The organism is Acetobacter nitrogenifigens DSM 23921 = NBRC 105050, from assembly GCF_000429165.1.
In the GTDB taxonomy this organism is placed as follows: Bacteria; Pseudomonadota; Alphaproteobacteria; order Acetobacterales; family Acetobacteraceae; genus Acetobacter; species Acetobacter nitrogenifigens.
Map to the genome: position 1 here is coordinate 314,484 of NZ_AUBI01000004.1, position 16,195 is coordinate 330,678.

24 protein-coding genes are annotated in these 16,195 nt (G+C 65.0%); 21 read left to right on the forward strand and 3 right to left on the reverse strand.

The window, feature by feature from the left end; translation table 11 throughout:
• The first annotated feature begins 52 nt into the window (after positions 1 to 52).
• From G442_RS0108240 to G442_RS0108255, 4 genes are all read left to right on the forward strand, one after another.
• A complete protein-coding gene (locus tag G442_RS0108240) occupies positions 53 to 1,237 on the forward strand; it encodes a hypothetical protein (protein ID WP_026397613.1) in 1,185 nt (394 codons plus the stop codon).
• A gap of 83 nt (positions 1,238 to 1,320) precedes the next feature.
• Positions 1,321 to 1,749 carry a hypothetical protein gene (locus tag G442_RS0108245; protein ID WP_026397614.1) on the forward strand — a complete coding sequence of 143 codons (429 nt, stop codon included), beginning with the start codon at positions 1,321 to 1,323 and terminating at the stop codon, positions 1,747 to 1,749.
• Complete coding sequence (locus G442_RS0108250) at positions 1,749 to 2,795, forward strand: DUF7146 domain-containing protein (RefSeq protein WP_026397615.1); 1,047 nt, start codon at positions 1,749 to 1,751, stop codon at positions 2,793 to 2,795. Before G442_RS0108245 ends, G442_RS0108250 begins: the two co-directional genes overlap by 1 nt.
• Positions 2,796 to 3,117: 322 nt before the next feature.
• On the forward strand, positions 3,118 to 4,044 hold the full coding sequence (locus G442_RS0108255; RefSeq protein WP_026397616.1) for a DUF2493 domain-containing protein: 927 nt from the start codon (positions 3,118 to 3,120) through the stop codon (positions 4,042 to 4,044).
• Between the two features lie 30 nt (positions 4,045 to 4,074).
• Here the strand turns inward: G442_RS0108255 and G442_RS0108260 are convergent, their stop codons facing one another.
• Together G442_RS0108260 and G442_RS0108265 are read right to left on the reverse strand one after the other, a co-directional pair.
• The gene (locus G442_RS0108260) at positions 4,075 to 4,404 is read right to left on the reverse strand and encodes a helix-turn-helix domain-containing protein (protein WP_371863407.1); all 330 of its coding nucleotides are present in this window, start codon (positions 4,402 to 4,404) and stop codon (positions 4,075 to 4,077) included.
• Positions 4,382 to 4,768 (reverse strand): type II toxin-antitoxin system RelE/ParE family toxin, encoded by a 387-nt coding sequence (locus G442_RS0108265; RefSeq protein WP_026397618.1) that lies wholly within the window; start codon positions 4,766 to 4,768, stop codon positions 4,382 to 4,384. The genes G442_RS0108260 and G442_RS0108265 overlap by 23 nt, the downstream gene beginning before the upstream one ends.
• Positions 4,769 to 5,035: 267 nt before the next feature.
• On the opposite strand from G442_RS0108265, the gene G442_RS0108270 reads away from it, so the two are divergent.
• The 16 genes from G442_RS0108270 to G442_RS0108350 all read left to right on the forward strand — a co-directional run bounded on the left by G442_RS0108270 (position 5,036) and on the right by G442_RS0108350 (position 13,911).
• Complete coding sequence (locus tag G442_RS0108270) at positions 5,036 to 5,476, forward strand: hypothetical protein (protein WP_026397619.1); 441 nt, start codon at positions 5,036 to 5,038, stop codon at positions 5,474 to 5,476.
• A 596-nt stretch (positions 5,477 to 6,072) separates the two neighbouring features.
• Positions 6,073 to 6,399 carry a DUF736 domain-containing protein gene (locus tag G442_RS0108280; protein ID WP_026397621.1) on the forward strand — a complete coding sequence of 109 codons (327 nt, stop codon included), beginning with the start codon at positions 6,073 to 6,075 and terminating at the stop codon, positions 6,397 to 6,399.
• Positions 6,400 to 6,734: 335 nt separating this feature from the next.
• Positions 6,735 to 6,887, forward strand: a complete 153-nt coding sequence (locus tag G442_RS25740; protein WP_169720793.1) for a hypothetical protein — start codon at positions 6,735 to 6,737, stop codon at positions 6,885 to 6,887.
• A gap of 176 nt (positions 6,888 to 7,063) precedes the next feature.
• Positions 7,064 to 7,348, forward strand: coding sequence for a helix-turn-helix domain-containing protein (locus G442_RS0108290; RefSeq protein ID WP_026397622.1), 285 nt, complete (start codon positions 7,064 to 7,066; stop codon positions 7,346 to 7,348).
• 131 nt (positions 7,349 to 7,479) lie between these two features.
• Positions 7,480 to 7,743, forward strand: a complete 264-nt coding sequence (locus G442_RS0108295; RefSeq protein ID WP_026397623.1) for a DNA -binding domain-containing protein — start codon at positions 7,480 to 7,482, stop codon at positions 7,741 to 7,743.
• Positions 7,744 to 7,881: 138 nt separating this feature from the next.
• On the forward strand, positions 7,882 to 8,100 hold the full coding sequence (locus G442_RS0108300) for a transcriptional regulator domain-containing protein (protein ID WP_026397624.1): 219 nt from the start codon (positions 7,882 to 7,884) through the stop codon (positions 8,098 to 8,100).
• Positions 8,101 to 8,119: 19 nt separating this feature from the next.
• Entirely contained in the window at positions 8,120 to 8,668 is a 549-nt protein-coding gene (locus G442_RS0108305; RefSeq protein ID WP_051292097.1) for a DUF2285 domain-containing protein, read from the forward strand.
• Positions 8,669 to 8,890: 222 nt separating this feature from the next.
• Positions 8,891 to 9,142: a helix-turn-helix transcriptional regulator gene (locus G442_RS0108310; RefSeq protein ID WP_026397626.1), complete on the forward strand. Its 252-nt coding sequence runs from the start codon at positions 8,891 to 8,893 to the stop codon at positions 9,140 to 9,142.
• On the forward strand, positions 9,139 to 10,230 hold the full coding sequence (locus G442_RS0108315; protein ID WP_026397627.1) for a replication initiator protein A: 1,092 nt from the start codon (positions 9,139 to 9,141) through the stop codon (positions 10,228 to 10,230). The genes G442_RS0108310 and G442_RS0108315 overlap by 4 nt, the downstream gene beginning before the upstream one ends.
• Complete coding sequence (parA, locus tag G442_RS0108320; RefSeq protein WP_026397628.1) at positions 10,227 to 10,865, forward strand: ParA family partition ATPase; 639 nt, start codon at positions 10,227 to 10,229, stop codon at positions 10,863 to 10,865. Before G442_RS0108315 ends, parA begins: the two co-directional genes overlap by 4 nt.
• Positions 10,862 to 11,605, forward strand: a complete 744-nt coding sequence (locus G442_RS0108325) for a DNA-methyltransferase (RefSeq protein ID WP_026397629.1) — start codon at positions 10,862 to 10,864, stop codon at positions 11,603 to 11,605. The genes parA and G442_RS0108325 overlap by 4 nt, the downstream gene beginning before the upstream one ends.
• On the forward strand, positions 11,602 to 11,844 hold the full coding sequence (locus G442_RS0108330; RefSeq protein ID WP_026397630.1) for a ribbon-helix-helix protein: 243 nt from the start codon (positions 11,602 to 11,604) through the stop codon (positions 11,842 to 11,844). Before G442_RS0108325 ends, G442_RS0108330 begins: the two co-directional genes overlap by 4 nt.
• Positions 11,841 to 12,341, forward strand: coding sequence for a DUF2840 domain-containing protein (locus tag G442_RS0108335; RefSeq protein WP_026397631.1), 501 nt, complete (start codon positions 11,841 to 11,843; stop codon positions 12,339 to 12,341). Before G442_RS0108330 ends, G442_RS0108335 begins: the two co-directional genes overlap by 4 nt.
• Positions 12,338 to 12,895, forward strand: coding sequence for a S26 family signal peptidase (locus G442_RS0108340; RefSeq protein ID WP_026397632.1), 558 nt, complete (start codon positions 12,338 to 12,340; stop codon positions 12,893 to 12,895). Before G442_RS0108335 ends, G442_RS0108340 begins: the two co-directional genes overlap by 4 nt.
• Position 12,896: 1 nt before the next feature.
• Positions 12,897 to 13,235, forward strand: coding sequence for a DUF736 domain-containing protein (locus tag G442_RS0108345; RefSeq protein ID WP_026397633.1), 339 nt, complete (start codon positions 12,897 to 12,899; stop codon positions 13,233 to 13,235).
• A gap of 4 nt (positions 13,236 to 13,239) precedes the next feature.
• Positions 13,240 to 13,911, forward strand: coding sequence for a lytic transglycosylase domain-containing protein (locus G442_RS0108350; RefSeq protein ID WP_026397634.1), 672 nt, complete (start codon positions 13,240 to 13,242; stop codon positions 13,909 to 13,911).
• A 228-nt stretch (positions 13,912 to 14,139) separates the two neighbouring features.
• Here G442_RS0108350 and G442_RS26135 read toward each other — a convergent pair whose 3' ends face one another.
• Positions 14,140 to 14,487, reverse strand: coding sequence for a hypothetical protein (locus G442_RS26135; RefSeq protein WP_246789367.1), 348 nt, complete (start codon positions 14,485 to 14,487; stop codon positions 14,140 to 14,142).
• Positions 14,488 to 14,511: 24 nt separating this feature from the next.
• On the opposite strand from G442_RS26135, the gene G442_RS0108355 reads away from it, so the two are divergent.
• The gene (locus G442_RS0108355) at positions 14,512 to 15,945 is read left to right on the forward strand and encodes a relaxase/mobilization nuclease domain-containing protein (protein ID WP_246789368.1); all 1,434 of its coding nucleotides are present in this window, start codon (positions 14,512 to 14,514) and stop codon (positions 15,943 to 15,945) included.
• The last annotated feature ends 250 nt before the right edge of the window (positions 15,946 to 16,195 follow it).

Below are 16,195 nucleotides of genomic sequence, written 5' to 3' on the forward strand. Positions count from 1 at the left end.
GAGGGAGGCTTCGCCTCTGATGCCGAATGTCCGGCAAGAGAGGAGAGTTCCCATGTCCGCTTCGATTATGTCTTCTGCCCGTACCGGATTCCGCATCGATCCGTCGCGCGGCGAACGCAGCGCCCGCGTATCGTCCGAATGGTTCTCGCGCCCCGATGATGAGCGTTACCTATCCCTGTTCGAGCTGCATGCCGCGACGCTGGCGCGGGCGGATCGGGCCACGGCCCGCACTGTCGAGAGCCGCGCCATTCGCGTGGAGGCGAGTCGCGACAATGCCGAGCGCCTGACGCTGGCTGTGCCGGGCCAGGCCGAACTGGTCGCGCCGACGCACTGGTCCTTCGGACAGCTTTGCAGCCTGGTCGGTGCCCCGTCTTCCTATCTGCGCGACCTGCCGGCACCGCTGGCGGCGATCAATCTCCAGCACGGGCTGCTGTCGCACCGCGCCGAACTGGTCAAGACGCTGGAGACCGAGGACCGGCGGGTGGAACTGCGCGCCGTGACCGGTCCCGATTACGGCCGTATCTGGGATCATGAACTGGTCGGAGCGGTGCGGAAGATCGCCGGTGACGGCACGGGCGATACCAACTGGAAGGTGCCGGGTGTGATCGACTGGGCCACCATGACCCATAATCCCTATGTCGATATCACCAAGGAAACGACCACGCTGTATGCGTCAGATCGCGATGTCTTCCTGTTTCTGGTCGACGATACGCATCCCATTGAGGCCGGACGCCTGCCCAATGGCGACCCCGATCTCTATTTCCGGGGCTTCTATGCCTGGAACAGCGAGGTCGGCAGCAAGAGCCTCGGCATTGCCTCCTTCTACCTGCGCGGGGTGTGTCAAAACCGCCTTTTGTGGGGCGTGGAAAATTTCGAACAGATCACGATCCGGCATAGCAAGTTCGCAGCATCCCGTTTCGTGCATCAGGCGACACCAGCGCTGCGCAACTTCGCCTCGGCCAGCCCGGCCTCGTTCGTCTCCGGTATTCAGGCCTCGCGTCGGGCGCTGGTGGCCAGGAGCGATGAGGATCGTGAAGCCTTCCTGCGTCGGCGTGGGTTCTCGAAACCGGAAACCGCGAAGATCATCGAAACGGTTTTGAACGAGGAAGGGCGCAAGCCCGAGAGCGTGTTCGATTTCGTGCAGGGGATCACGGCGCTGGCGCGCACCAGGGCCAACCAGGATACGCGGCTCGATCTGGAGGAGAAGGCCAGCAGGCTGATGGAGCGTGCTTCCTGAAAGCCGCTTTTCTGTCTTTCCGCCAATACGTTTTTACGAGCCCGGCCACTGTGCCGGGCTTTTTCGTTTCGGGAGTTCTTCCGATGGCTGATTTCTTCACGCATTTTTCCTGCGTGCTCGATGTGGGCACGGTGGACAATGCCGCAAAGGCACTCGATCTCTACAATGAATTCATGGACGAACTGGCGGCAGAAGATCCGCCCTCTGACGGTTTTGTCCTGTCGATCGTGCCTGAATACGGCGGCACGAAACTCTGGATGCACGATGAGACGACCGGCGATCCGCAGCAGGTGGTGGAATTCGTGCTACGCTGTGCGCGAACATTTCGGTTGCGGGGCCGATGGGGGTTCCAGTGGGCCAATACAGCCTCACTTCCCAGGATCGGTGCCTTCAGCGGTGGCGCGCATCTGCTTGACCTTGGCCGGCGCAAGACGATTTCGTGGATGACCACCGATCGCTGGCTGGCGATCGTCCTCGACGGAGGCGATCCCGAAACAGGAGGGCAGGGGTAATGGCCTCGCATGATGCCGGCGATCTCGCCCGCCGTCTGGCGGAAAACGCGGAGGCCGTGTGCCGGCGGTATCTGTCCGCCGGTCGCCGCCACGGCAATTACTGGCTGGTCGGTGACGTGCGTAATGCGCCCGGCCGGTCGCTGTTCGTCCGGCTCCACGACACCGCCAACGGCAGGGCGGGAAAATGGACGGACGCGCAGGCGGGCGAGCATGGCGACCTGCTCGACGTGATCCGCGAAACCCTCGGTCTGGTGGATTTCCGTGACGTGGCCGACGAGGCGCGCGCCTTCCTCAGCCTGCCGCATCCCGATCCGGCACCTTCTTCAAGGGATCGTCCCGCGCAGGAACGCGGCCCCGCCAGTTCTTCCGAAGCGGCGCGTCGGCTCTGGGCCATGTCCGGGCCGATCGCGGGCACGTCCGTAGAAGCGTATCTCCGTAGACGCGACATTACGATTTTGCACGGAGCCGGCGCGCTGCGCTTCCATCCGCATTGCTACTATCGCCCGGACGAGGACAGCCCCACCCAGACCTGGCCCGCGATGATCGCCGCAGTCACCGACCTCGACGGCATTCTGACCGGCGTGCATCGCACCTGGCTGGCGGCGGACGGGCGCGGGAAGGCGCCGGTTGATCACCCGCGCCGTGCCCTGGGCGGTCTGCTCGGCCATGCCGTGCGCTTCGGGGTAACAGCCGACGTGCTCGCTGCCGGGGAAGGCATCGAGACCGTCCTGTCGCTGCGGCAGGTGCTGCCCGATCTGCCGCTGGCCGCCTGCCTGTCCTCGGCGCATCTCGCCGCCCTGATCTTTCCGCCACTGCTGCGCCGTCTCTACGTCCTGCGAGATGACGACCCGGCCGGGGATCAGGCGCTGGCGACGCTGCATGCCCGCGCGGAGGACGCCGGAATTGAGCTGGTCGGCCTGTCGCCGCGGCTTGGCGATTTCAACGATGATCTCCGTGCTCTCGGACGCGGGGCGCTGCGGGCGATCCTGCATCCGCAACTCGCCCCATCGGACGTGGCACGGTTTCTGGAGGCCGCCGGCACCTGAGCGGGCCGGAAAGAGGGGCGGGCGGTTCGCGTCTTCTGTCGGCGGGCCTGTCGTTCCCCCGTCCTGCGAGGCCGTGCCCCGGCCTTTCGAGAGGGGAGCGGGCGTCAGCCGGGCCGGGCCTTCAATGGCGGGGACCGGCTATTTTCCGTCGCGCCCCTTTGGGGGCGCTTTACATCGCGAAGCAAAATAGCCGGCCCCCTGCCATCCTTCGCTGCGCTGCGGCCGCGCACGAGCGCGCGGTTCCGGCCCGGCCCTGGTCTGCCGCTACCCGCCCCCGGAAAGGCCGCGAAGGGCGCGGCCGGAGACCTGGGAGGGCAAAAACATGACCCGCACCGACGATTTCGAACCGCCGCACGCCGCTTCATCCACCGCCCACGTGCTGGCCGAACTCCAGATGTATGGCTACCGTCCCTTCGCGGACGAGCCCGATCCAAGGCCGCTGCCGGACGCTCAACGCATCGGGGGCGCGGTGGCCGATATCTTCGACGCCATCGCTGCGACGCTGACCGACACGCGGCTGGAACCCGACCTCGAGGCGCTGCTTTGGTCCGCTGTCAACATCTTCCACCGCATGGTTGGCCAGGTCGAACGTGAGCTGGACCGCAACGAGCAGGTGCAGAAGCGCAGTCAGCAGGAACAGGACGGCAGCGAGATCCGCTCGGTGGAACTGGAGCGGCTGATCGCCGAAGGGCTGACCCTGATCGAGCGCCGCAACGCCTACGAGATCTTCCGCGACGAGGCGCACGAGCAGTTCGAGCGCCTGACCCTGAGCGCGTGGCGTCCGAAGACCGGCTCGCTGGTGTCACGCCGCACCATGACGGCCTCCATGATCGACAGCCGGGACTTCCTCAACGCCCGGCGCCGCGCCGAGGGCGAATTGCTGGTCCCGCCCGGCCCCAAGGTGGTCGTGACCGGTGGCCTGGACTTCGAGGACCATATCCTGATCTGGGACCGGCTGGACAAGGTCCGTGCCAAGCATCCCGACATGGTGCTGCTCCACGGCGGCTCGCCCAGGGGCGCGGAGTTCGTCGCGTCTCGCTGGGCCGATCACCGCGAGATCGTGCAGATCGCCTTCAAGCCGGACTGGACGAAGCATGCCAAGGCAGCGCCCTTCCGTCGTAACGATGCCATGCTCGACACCATGCCGATCGGCGTCATCGTCTTTCCCGGCACGGGCATTCAGGAGAATCTGGCCGACAAGGCGAAGCGTCTCGGTATCCCGGTCCTGCGGTTCGGAGGCGGCGCGTAAGCGCTCTCTCCTTCCCCACCAGACGGCGTCTCAAGCAAGAACCTCAAGACCGTGCTTCTGGATGACGCTCAACAGCTTGAGCGCCATCCCGCTCGGCCGTTTGGCGCCGCTCTCCCACTTCTCGACCGTGCTTTCGCTCGTGTTCAGATACCGCGCGAAGACCGGCTGGCTGACATTGTTCGCCTCGCGGAGACGCTTGATCTCGATCGGCTCGATCGCAGGGGGTACCACCAGATGGCGCGCATCAAAATCGCGCATCGTTGCCTTATCGAGCGCCCCGACCTTGTGCAGCATCACCGCCCCGGAATGAATGGCCTCGGAAATGTCGCTCCGGAAGCTATTTTTTCTCTTCATCGCCATGGCATATCTCCGTCAGGTCCCGATCCTTCAAAAGCCGTTCGACCTGGTCCCCGGTCAGCACGGCGTATGCTTTGGCGAGGGTCCGGAAATCTTCCAGTTCATCGCTATCGATATTGGCCCGGTCCTTCTTCGCGAACAGATAGGCGTAGATCCAGTATTGGCCGCCTTTCGCAAGAATGATGCTGCGATGCAGGTTCTTGTTCAGGCGTTTCTTGAAGACGCCACCACCGAGATCGACGGCCTGACCCTTCATGACCTCATGGATCGCTTCGCAGAGTTCATCGTCTTTGATGCGAGCTTTCCGGGCCGCCCTGGCGAACCAGGCGGTCTTGAATGCCCGCTGGGATGGCTCGGCATTGGTCATGGCCTGCTATGTAGCACCAGGTGCTATGGATCGCAAGATTCTTCGCAGCGCCGCCGGATACCGAGGGAGGGCAATAACGCTCGACCTGATTGACCGCAACGTCCGCGTACCACCGTTATAGGTTCGATGATGGCGTCATCGGCGGGACGTGAGCCGCGCGGATTTTCGTTCCGTCGACACATCCTTTTCGCTATGATGCGGCGTGCGCCGTGGTGGTGGTGGCAGGCGCAACCGTCCGACATCGTCGATTGCACGGAAACCACCGCCATGTTCATCCTTGCTCCCTTCCTGCTCGTCGTCGGCATTGGCTTCCTGTGCTGGTTGTTCTTCACTGTGGCAGTCTTCGCCCTACCCTGCGCCATGGGTCTGATGGCCGGGTTCTGGGCGTATGGTGCCGGTGCTGGTGTTGTCGGCGGGATCATCGTCGGTTTCGTCGCGGCCGCTGCAACCTTCGTTATTGGCCAGGTCGCCTTCGCCTTGGTGCCGTGGATGTGGCTCAAGCTGCTGATCGTTCTGCTCTATACGGTGCCCGCCGTCATCATGGGCTACAGCACGACACATGGGATCGCCCAGATGCTGATGCCGTCTCCAGCGTGGCAGCTCTTTTTCTCTGTCATCGGCGCGATCGCGGTGGGCGTCACCGCTTTCATCCGCTTTACAACCGTGGCCCCACCCGGACCGTCCGGCGGCAATATCGCGCGGGTCTGACACCGCTCTGGCAACCGTCGAGGCGGCACCGGATCGGGCTCCTCCGCGTCTGGCCGCCTCGCTGTCAGGAGGGTAAGGCAGGAGCGGGCGATGAGGCCCTGGTTGCAGCGCTGTTGGCTGAAGGCGCTCTTTCGCGGAGCATGGAAGTCCGGCGCTTCCTGTCAGCACCAGCCGGTGGAATCCCGGAAGCAAGGGCGTGTCCGCGCGAAACGCAGCCCCGGAACGGCGCGTGTGCAGGGTCGGAAGCAGGGCAGGACGATGCCTTCCCCTTCCTGGCCGACACTTGCGTGAGGCGCGGGTTGCCATAGTCTCCGTGATGAGTGTTCTGTCAGGCCCCGCACGCATGCCGCCTCTCAAGATGGCTGATCTAGCCGAAGGCCGGCTACGCCTCGATCGGCCAGGGCGCAACAGCGGTCCATAATTTTCTTCCCCTGCCGGCTGCGCCGTCATTCCTCGCGAAGCAAGAAAATTCCGTCCCGCCGTCCTCCGCTGCGCTTCGGTCCCTGCGGGATGCGCCGCCGCTCGCCTCCGTCTGTCCGATCGCCATCGAGGCCGCAATGGTGCGGGCTCGATAACAGAGATCACGGAGCAGTATCATGGCCACCATCGGCACCTTCAAGAAAGTCGGCAACGGGTATAACGGCGAGATCGTCACCCTCTCGCTCCAGACCCCCAACGTCCGCATCGCCCCCGAGACCGCGCGCCTGAACGAGAACGCCCCCAGCCACCGCGTCTTCGTCGGCAGGGTGGAGATCGGAGCGGCCTGGTCCCGGCGCTCCAACGAGGGACGCGACTATCTGAGCCTCAAGCTCGACGATCCGAGCTTCAACGCCCCAATCTTCGCCAACCTTTTCGATGACGAGGACGGCGAGGGCTACAGCCTGATCTGGTCCCGCCCCAATGGTCGCCGAAACGGCGACTGAGGTGCCTGCGACCCCCCGCCCGGCCGGTCCGGGCGGGGCCTTCGCATGACCGATCGCGAGCCGGCGGACGCAGCAGTCGCGCTACCCCCGATCTGCCGATGTGTGGGCAAGGAAGGGAACAGGGCTTCCCTCAGCCTTCCCATTGTACCATGCCCGGCGTGAACCGTCTCAAGGACGCGCGGTCCCCCCAATTTTGTCCGGCGCACCCTACGGGCACACCAGACAAAATCGGCTCCCCCGCGCGCCGCCGGGGCGGTCGCCTGCGGCGATCCTTGACCCGATTCACGCGCGCATGAGGCGACGGCCTGTCTTCGACAAACGAAAGGAGCAGGACGATGACCACGTTGCACGACCAGATTCAGATGCTGCACGCCGAACTCACCAACTACACACTCAGCCGCCGTGAGCGTGCTCAGATCGAGCGCGAACTGACGCTGGCACGTGCGAAATTCGCAGCGAAGTGCCAGGATGATGAGGCTCCCGCATAGAGCGGGGGTCTTTTCGTCTGGTCACCCGTACTGATGGCTCGCCGGCTGTCCCGTCAGATGCCGGACGCCGAATTCTCTTCGCCATCACCCTGAAAGAACGATGTTGAATCTCTCAAATGCGACTATTATAGTCGTATTTCTGGTGTGTATGCCCTGCGTGTCGGATGTGATCGTGGATGATCACTGGCCGACAGGTACGGGCAGCACGGGCACTCCTGAACTGGACGCAGGAACGGCTCGCTGAAAAGGCCCTTGTAGCATTGACCGCGCTGAAGCGTCTCGAATCCGAGCGCGGGCTCGGTGTCCATGAGGGCACGATCGACCAGGTCCACCGCGCGCTGGAAGCGGCGGGCATCCTGTTCATCGAGTCCGGACAAGGGCGCGGCGTCATGTTTCTTCACGAGACTTCCGAGTCCCAGACGCGACAGAATGCGGGCCATCGTGGGCGCGCTCCGTCCTGATCGGCGAAACCCGTGCAACCGTTACGTTCGTTCCTGCGCTGTTTTTCATGTCAGCGTGGAACCGTCGAGCGGCCGTCATGTCGTGAATTTGTTATCGAACCGATCCAGCAGCGGTATCACGAAGGACCGCCATGACCGACCTGCCCTTCCAGGATCATCCGCCCGTGACAGCGCGTGTGAATCCCTATGATGAGCAGCATCTCGAACTCTATCTGCGTTTGCTGATCGCCGAAGAGGAAGGTGCTGACTGGCGCGAAGTGGTCGAGGTGTTGTTCGGGCTCGATCCTGCGCGCGAACCGGAGCGCGCCAGAGCCGTCCACGACAGTCATCTGGCACGGGCGCGCTGGATGACCGAGGCTGGCTATCAGCATTTGCTGGAGCCCCGCCTCCAATAGGCGGGCTTCGCCGGCCCACGCGCCAGCCCTCCACGATACTCTCCCCGATAAAAAATCAGGGTCTAGCCACTCCCGCCCGTGATCTGGCTGATGGAAACTCCCCCTTTGCCGCATGAGGGGCCAGACAGGGAGGCTTCCATGCCGACATCCTTCTGGCGTTCACCGGAGCTACGCGAACATATCAATGGTCTGGACCGCTCCGGTTTCGCCGTCGAATTCCTGCGCCGTAACGCAGCCTATCGTCGCGACTATGCCCGCCTGCAACGACGCATCGCCCGCCGGGCGACGGACGCGGCCGCCGAGCGCGCGGCGTTCGCCGAACGCTGGGGGTTGTGTTTTTGTCCATGCTCCGGATGAACCCGCCCGACGCGGCCGGATGGTCTGGAGGCCCGAGGTTTCGCCGGCCACGCTGATTCTCACGCCGGCCTCTTCGGGCTTCGCGACGGTGACCCCGATCGAACCCGCCACGCTGGGGACAATCCTCGCCCGTCACGACGACGCGGAGGGCGGGTGGCTGACAATCAGCGATGCGGTCGGCGACCTCTTTCTTCGGCTTCTGGACCCCTCGGCCGCAAGCCGACCCGCTGTGCTGCTACCGATGGACGCCGCCGCCGAATTGCGCCTCGACGTGGCGCTGCGCTTTCTCCGTCGGCTGCGCAGTCACCGCGTCGCCCTGCTTCCGCGCGCTCTCCAACTCACGCCGCTCCAGCGTGCGCGGCAGATCCAGCTTCTGCTCGCCTTCGACATCCAGGAAGCCGGCGGCAGCCAGCGTGACATCGCCATCGCGACAGGCCGTTCGTGGCAGGCCACGTTCCCGTCCGTCGAGTGGAAGAACACTGCGGCGCGTCGCTTTGCGGATCGGCTGATTCATGACGCCGAGAACCGGGTGAGCGGTGGTTACCTGGATTTTCTACGCGGCAGATAGTGTCGCTCGCTTTTCGCTCTTCTGCGCTCCTCCTCCCCATGTTCCCAACACTGTTCCACGTCCGGCTGCGCACGGTAACGCCCGCGCGCGTCATGGTCTGCCGAAGGTGGACACTGAGTCCGAAAAATCTTCGTCCACCCCCAGCCCCCGCTTTCTCCGCCACCGTCTTCCTGATCCGCCGCACCATCCCTGCGGCGCTTCGAAACCAGATGGAGGCGTACCATGCTCGACAGACCCGCGCCGTCGCCGGCGCGCTACCTGCGCACTCATGAAGCCGCGCAGATTCTCGGACTTTCCCCGCGAACGCTGGAAAAATATCGTTGCCACGGCACAGGACCGACATTCCGCAAGCTCGGTGGTCGCGTTGTCTATCGGATCGACGATCTCGACGTCTGGGCCACCGCCGGTGCGTGCAAATCCACCTCCGATCCCAATTACGATGCGGCGCGTGCCGTCGGCCACGACCCACGATGAATACCGCGCCGGACATGCGGCGTTCCCGGCCTGCCAGCGAACGCAGCAGGCTTCACCCGTTCGTGGTCTCCGGCGGGGATGCCAGCCCGCGCGATCAGCGCGACCTGATGGAACGGCCGTTCTTCTCGCTCGCCAAGACAAAGCGCACGGTGCCGATCCTGTACGAGGCCGGCGACGTCCGTGTCGAAGTCCTCGGCATGCCCGAGCACGGCATGGCAACGATCTGGGATGCCGACGTGCTGATCTGGGCGGCCAGCCAGATCGTCGAGGCGGAAAATCTTGGTCTTACGACGTCGCGCTTCCTGCGTTTCACGCCCTATCAGCTCCTGAGCGGTATCGGGCGTCAGACCGGGGCGCGGGATTACGGGCTGCTCAAGGCAGCACTGGCCCGGCTCCAGTCCACCGTGGTCGCCACCACGATCCGCAACGGCCAGAACTGGCGCCGTCAGCAGTTCTCCTGGATCACCGAATGGGAGATCTGTGCCAGCCAGACGGGCCGCGCCGCCGGTGTCGAGATCGTCATTCCCGAATGGTTCTATCGCGGCGTGATCGACCGCTCGCTCGTGCTGGCCATCGACCCGGCCTATTTCCGCCTGACCGGCGGCATCGAACGCTGGCTCTATCGCGTCGCCCGCAAACATGCCGGGCGGCAGCGTGCGGGCTGGACCTTCGAGATCGCCCATCTGCATGAGAAATCCGGCAGTCTCGTGCGTGTCTCGGATTTCGCCATCCAGGTCCGGCGTGTCGCCGCGCGCCAGTCATTGCCCGGCTATCGCCTGGGCATCGAGCGTGACGGCACCCACGAACTGCTCCGCATCCTGCCGGCCAACTTATCCACAGGATCTGTGGATAACCATGTGGATGGTATCGGGACTTCACACGCAACCCCTATCGGGACATCACACGCAGGACTATCGGGACTTCGCACGCACGAATCGCAGCTAAGTCTCTGGCCCGAAACGGCGATTCCGGCCCTTAACTTATCTAACTTAGAATCTAACTCTTATCTTGATGGGGCGGGCCGCCTTGCGGATAACGGCTTTGCCCCCTCCGCTTCCGGCCCAAAAGCACGCAGAGACGGGCCATGATCGTGGCCTTCCTCAACCAGAAGGGCGGCGTCGGCAAGACGACGCTGGCGCTGCATCTCGCGGGTCAATGGGCTCGGGAAGGCCGGCGCGTGACGGTCATCGACGCCGACCCGCAGGGCTCGGCGCTGGACTGGTCAGCACAGCGGGTGCGGGAGGGACTACCCCGGCTGTTCGGCGTGATCGGGTTGGCACGCGACACGCTGCACCACGAGGCGCCGCAACTGGCTCAGGGGGTGGATCACGTCGTCATCGACGGTCCTCCGCGCGTGGCGTCCTTGTTGCGCTCGGCCCTGCTGGCCGCCGATCTCGTAATCATCCCGGCCCAGCCTTCGCCGTTCGACGGCTGGGCCTCGGCCGAGATGCTGCGGCTGCTGGCGGAAGCACGCCTTTTCCGTCCCGGCCTGCTGGCCCGCTTCGTGCTCAACCGTTGCGCCGCGCGCACGGTCATCGCCCGCGAGACCGGGCTGGCGCTGGTGGGGCATGAGCCGGGGGCGCTGTCAGCACGGATCGGCCAGCGGGTCGCTTTCGCCGACGCTGCGCGCACCGGCCGTCTGGTCTGCGACCTGCGCCCGCAGGGGATCGCCGCCCGTGAAATCGCCGCTTTGACGGCCGAGATCGGGGGGCTGGTGCCATGACCGTGCTGACCGGCGACAGCGCCCTCCTGATGCCCTGGCACGGCCCTTACGACATGATCCTGGTCGACCCGCCCTATGGCGATACGTCGCTCGCCTGGGACCGGCACATAGCGGACTGGCCCGGCAAGGCGCTCGCTGCCCTGAAACCCAGCGGCTCGCTCTGGGTTTTCGGCTCCCTGCGGAGTTTCCTTGCATCCAACGCGGCATTTCGGAATGCGGGCTGGAAATATGCCCAGGAACTGGTCTGGGAGAAGCAGAACGGCTCCAGCTTCCATGCTGATCGGTTCCGCCGCGTGCATGAACTGATCGTCCAGTTCTATCGCGACGATACGCCCTGGCGTGCCGTCTACAACGTGGTTCCCACCACTCTCGACGCGCGGGCGCGCACGGTACGGCGGAAACACCAACCGCCGCATATGGGACAGATCGATGCCGGTCATTATGTCAGCGAGGATGGCGGCCCGCGCGTGATGCGGTCCGTGATTCCGGTCCGCAATGCGCATGGCCGGGCCATCCATCCGACCGAGAAGCCGGTGGCATTGCTGGAGATCCTGATCCGCACGAGCTGCCCGCCGGGTGGCCTGGTGGGCGACTGGTTCGCCGGCTCGGGGGCTGCTGGCGTCGCCTGCCGGCTGAACGGCCGGCGCTATGTCGGCTGCGAGATCGATCCTGTCATGGCGCAGAAGGCGCGCGACCGCATCGCCTCCGTGCTGCCGCTCGGCGAAGGAGTTTCGCCATGACAGGGCGGCGTACACTGCCCGGCTTCGCGTCGCGCCCCGCCGACCCGGAGCGCTGGGTCAGGGCGCCGGACAAGCCTCCGGCTGCCAACCGCTTCACCGCCCGGCTGACCATCGACGTCACGCCGGCGCTGCGCGCGCGGCTCAAGGTCGCGGCATTCCAACGCGGCATGACGGTCGCCGACATGCTGCGCGCGCTGCTGGCTCGTGAGTTCCCCGATAACCCTGGAGACGTGCCATGAACGGACGACTTCCTGCGCCGCCGCACCGGCGTGCGGCGTCGCTCACCCATGTCGAATTGACCTGGATCGAGAAGCGTATCGAGCACTGGCTGCGCTTCGGCCACCGCGCCGACGAGCAGATCCTTGATGGTGGTCGGCGCATTTCCAGCTTCGCGCCGGGCAGCATCTTTGCCTTCGTCCGCTGGGCGTCGGACGATCTGGGAACCACGGTCTCGCGCGTGGACATCGTGCGGGCGGTGGAGGCTGGAAGCCCGTTCCAGACCCTGCCCTTCGTGCGTCCGGGCGGCGAAATCCTGCTGCGTGTCGATAGCTGGCCGAGGGTCGAGCGTGTGCTCCGGGCGATCAACGCCATTGAGGCGCTGGGTATCGACCCGGCGGATGCGGCGCCCGAATACTGGCGGCATCTGCACCATCGCATCACTGCCGGACATGAGCCCCGCAATTACACGCGCGAGCAGCACACGGCCTGGCTCAAGCGGCGACAGGTGACGTCATGACCCGGCGTGGCTGGTTCTTCGCCACCTATTTCGCGGTGCTCGGCGTGGGCATTTCACTGGCCGTGCATCCTATGCCCCGGCTGATCTGGAACGAAACGGCGAGCGTGCCCATCGGGCTTTATCGGCTGCACACGGACCTTTCGCCGCATGTCGGCGATCTGGTCGCTCTCCGTCTGCCCGGTCGCGCGGCGATGCTGCTGGCGACGCGCGGCTACCTCCCTCTCGGCGTGCCGCTGCTCAAGCCTATAGCAGCTCTCACGGGACAGTCCGTTTGCCGTACCGGCGCGCACATCACCATCGACGGAAAATTCGCTGGCGACGCGCAATCCGTCGATCACCGTGGCCGTCCGCTGCCGATCTGGCAGGGCTGCCGCCGTCTCGATTCCGGCCAGGTCTTCGTCATGAACCCGGTCGAGCCACACAGTCTCGATGGTCGATATTTCGGCGCGCTGCCGTTCTCAACCGTCATCGGCCGCGCGACCCCTCTCTGGCTTCCAGCACAGAGCGGACGGGCCGTCCCGTCGTCCTCCAATCCATCCGCGAAAGAGCAATGAGATGGCACAGATCGGTCTTTTCACCCGCACCAAAGCCGGCTTTGCCGGGCGCATTCGCACCCTCACTGTGGCGCAGGATCTTATCCTCGTTCCGGCCGATTATTCCGACGCTGAACATGCGCCGGATTATCGCGTCCATCTCACCGATGCCGATGGCCCGGAGGTCGGCGCAGGCTGGAAACGGACCGGCGAGAGGGCCGGTGAATACGTCGCCATAGCACTCGACGATCCCGCCTTTGCGCAGCCGATCCGGGCGAATCTCTTCCGTGCCGGCGATGATCGCGCGGTCTGGGTGCTGAACTGGACGCGCCCGTCAAAGCGTGTGGGCCGGGGGGATTGAGACGATGCGACGTGCGTTCTTCCTCGCCGTCGGTATCATTGCGATCGGCGTATCGGCTGCCGCTCGCCAGACACGAGCGGCATCGGTTTCGACTCTCGCGGGCACCGATCCTTTTGCTGCCCAGATCGCTGAGGCGGTCCGCCGTTTCGACGTTCCAACCGCCTGGATACGGGCGGTGCTGAGCGCCGAGAGCGGTGGCGACACCGGCGCGATTTCGTCGAAAAGCGCGCTCGGACTCATGCAGATTATGCCCGCGACCTGGGCCGACCTGCGTGTCCGCTATGGATTGGGCAGCGATCCGTTCGATGTGCATGACAACATTCTCGCGGGTGCTGCGTACCTGCGCGAGATGCACGATCGCTACGGCTCACCGGGGTTTCTCGCAGCCTATAATGCCGGACCGGGACGCTACGAGGACTTCCGCGATCGGCATCGTCCGCTGCCGCCCGAAACGCTCGCCTATGTCGCCGGTCTTCTGCCTCTTCTCGGCCAGAACGGTGACGCAATACCCCTTCCGGCGGCGCGTCCCGATCCCCTGGCATGGAGGCGCGCGCCGATCTTTATCGCACTCGTGAACGATGCGTCTGCCAACATCACCGCACGCGATCTGTCGTCCGTCGCGCCGCACTCCGCTGGCCTGTTCGTGACGGTTTCTGACAGGGAGCCGGCACCATGACCATGCCGAATCCGCCTCTCCTTGCCGCCCATTCGCAGCCGGTCGCAGATCAGCGCATCATCGTGGTCCGGCGTGGTCCAGCGTTTCTCATGAGAGATCGTAGCAGGGATCAGGGGGCGCACCGGGTCTGGGCAAAGGAGAGGCGAGATAAAAGGGCGCACATTGCGCCTCGGTTGGGGTGTTGGTTTTCCTGCGCTTTTTCCTTTCCTACACAACGTTTCTCCCTATCTAGCAATGTTCGCCGACCCTGCTTTTCCTTGTTGCACCTGCCTTTTTCGCACATTGGGGGCACCAATGGCGCGCGAGGATGATTTTCAGCCCCGTCTGGGCCGCATCCGCTCGCCGCGCGCCCAGCGGCTCAAGCCCTTCGTCGCCCAGGCCCTCGCCTCGGCCCAGCGCGGCGGAGGCGGTGGGTTCCGATCGGGCCGCAGCGGCGGCGGTTCCCGCTCGCCCTTTGGGCGTGGCCGTGTCGCGGCAGCCAGGGCCAATCGCCTGCTGACCAGCCGTGCCCGCCGCGTGACCGTCAAGGCTCGTGTCGTGCGCCACAGCGGGCGCAAGGCGCCACTTGCCGCCCATTTGCGTTACCTCCGCCGGGAGGGTGTGACGAAGGACGGCGAGAAGGCGCGGCTTTTCGGTCCCTGCATCGACGATGCTGACCCGAAGGCGTTCGCCGAGCGCTGCGAGGACGACCGCCACCATTTCCGTTTCATCGTCTCGCCCGAAGACGCGCCCGACATGGCCGACCTCAAGGGCTATGCCCGCGAACTGGTCGGGCAGATGGAAAAAGACCTCGGCACGAAACTGGACTGGGTGGGGCTGGATCACTGGAACACCCAGCATCCCCATGTCCATATCCTTGTGCGGGGCGTGGCCGAGGATGGCAGCGATCTCGTCATCTCCCGCGATTACATCCGCGAGGGCCTGCGCGCCCGCGCCCAGGATCTCGTGACGCAGGAACTTGGGCTGCGTAATGACGTCGAAATCCATCGTGCCCTCGAACGTCAGGTCGACGCCGAGCACTGGACCCAGCTTGACCGGCAACTCGTCCGCGACGGGGGCCGCAACGGCATCATCGACATGGCGCCAGCGCCGGATCGGCAACCTGACCCGTTTGAGGCTCTGAAGGTCGGGCGCCTGCGCCACCTGGAGGGGCTCGGTCTCGCCCATCAGGTCGGACAGGGACAATGGATGCTGGATGAGTCCGCCGAAGCGACGCTGCGCGAACTGGGCGAACGCGGCGACATCATCAAGCGTATCCACCGCTCCCTGACCGAGCGCGGCATCGAGCGAAGCACGTCGAACTATGTGCTGGCGGGTGAAAGCCTCGACGTCCCTGTCGTCGGTAGGCTGGTCGATCGGGGGCTGGACGACGAGCTGAAAGGCACGGCCTATGCCGTCATCGACGGTGTGGACGGTCGCACGCATCATATCCGTTTTCCCGATCTCGACGCGACCGGTGATGGCGGCATGGGATCGGTCGTGGAGCTTCGCGTCTTCGACGACAGGAAGGGGCAGCGTCGCGTCGCACTGGCTGTCCGCTCCGACCTGTCGATTGAGGATCAGGTGGCGGCGCGCGGGGCTACCTGGCTCGACCGGCAGGCAGTGGCGCGGGATCCGGCGATCCTAGGCCAGAGTGGCTTCGGCGCCGAGGTGCGCGAGGCGATGGAGCGGCGGGCCGAGCAACTGATTGAGCAGGGTCTTGCCGAGCGCCGGACGCAGGGGGTGGTCCTTGCGCGCAACCTGATCGGGACACTCAGGGACCGCGAGGTCCGGGACGTCGGAGAGCGGCTCGCCGGCGAGACAGGCCGGACGTTCAGCCAGTCTGCTTCGGGCGAGTATGTCTCCGGCACGTATCGTCAACGCATGACGTTGGCCTCCGGCCGCTATGCGATGATCGATGACGGGCTCCAGTTCCAGCTTGTGCCCTGGACACCCTCGCTGGAGAAGCAGCGTGAACGGCATGTGTCCGGGGTTGCGCGTGGCGATGGCGGGATTGACTGGAGCTTTACCCGCAACCGGGGGATCGGAATTTAGTCATCGCGCGGTCTTTTTACGTTACCCGTCTTCAGGATGCATCGACCTCTGATCGCGGTGTGATCCCCTGTATTGGATGCTCAATGATAATCGAGGGGTGCTGGCTGATGACAGTTCTCCGGGAGCCAGACCCATCGACGTTCCCTTTGCAGCGTAAGGATTGGTCTCGTCCGCGCTCGCCCACGCCCACGCTCTAAAATCGCCTATTCGCGGGCAGGAAAAAAATGCCGGGGTAGGGGTGGTGTGGGCC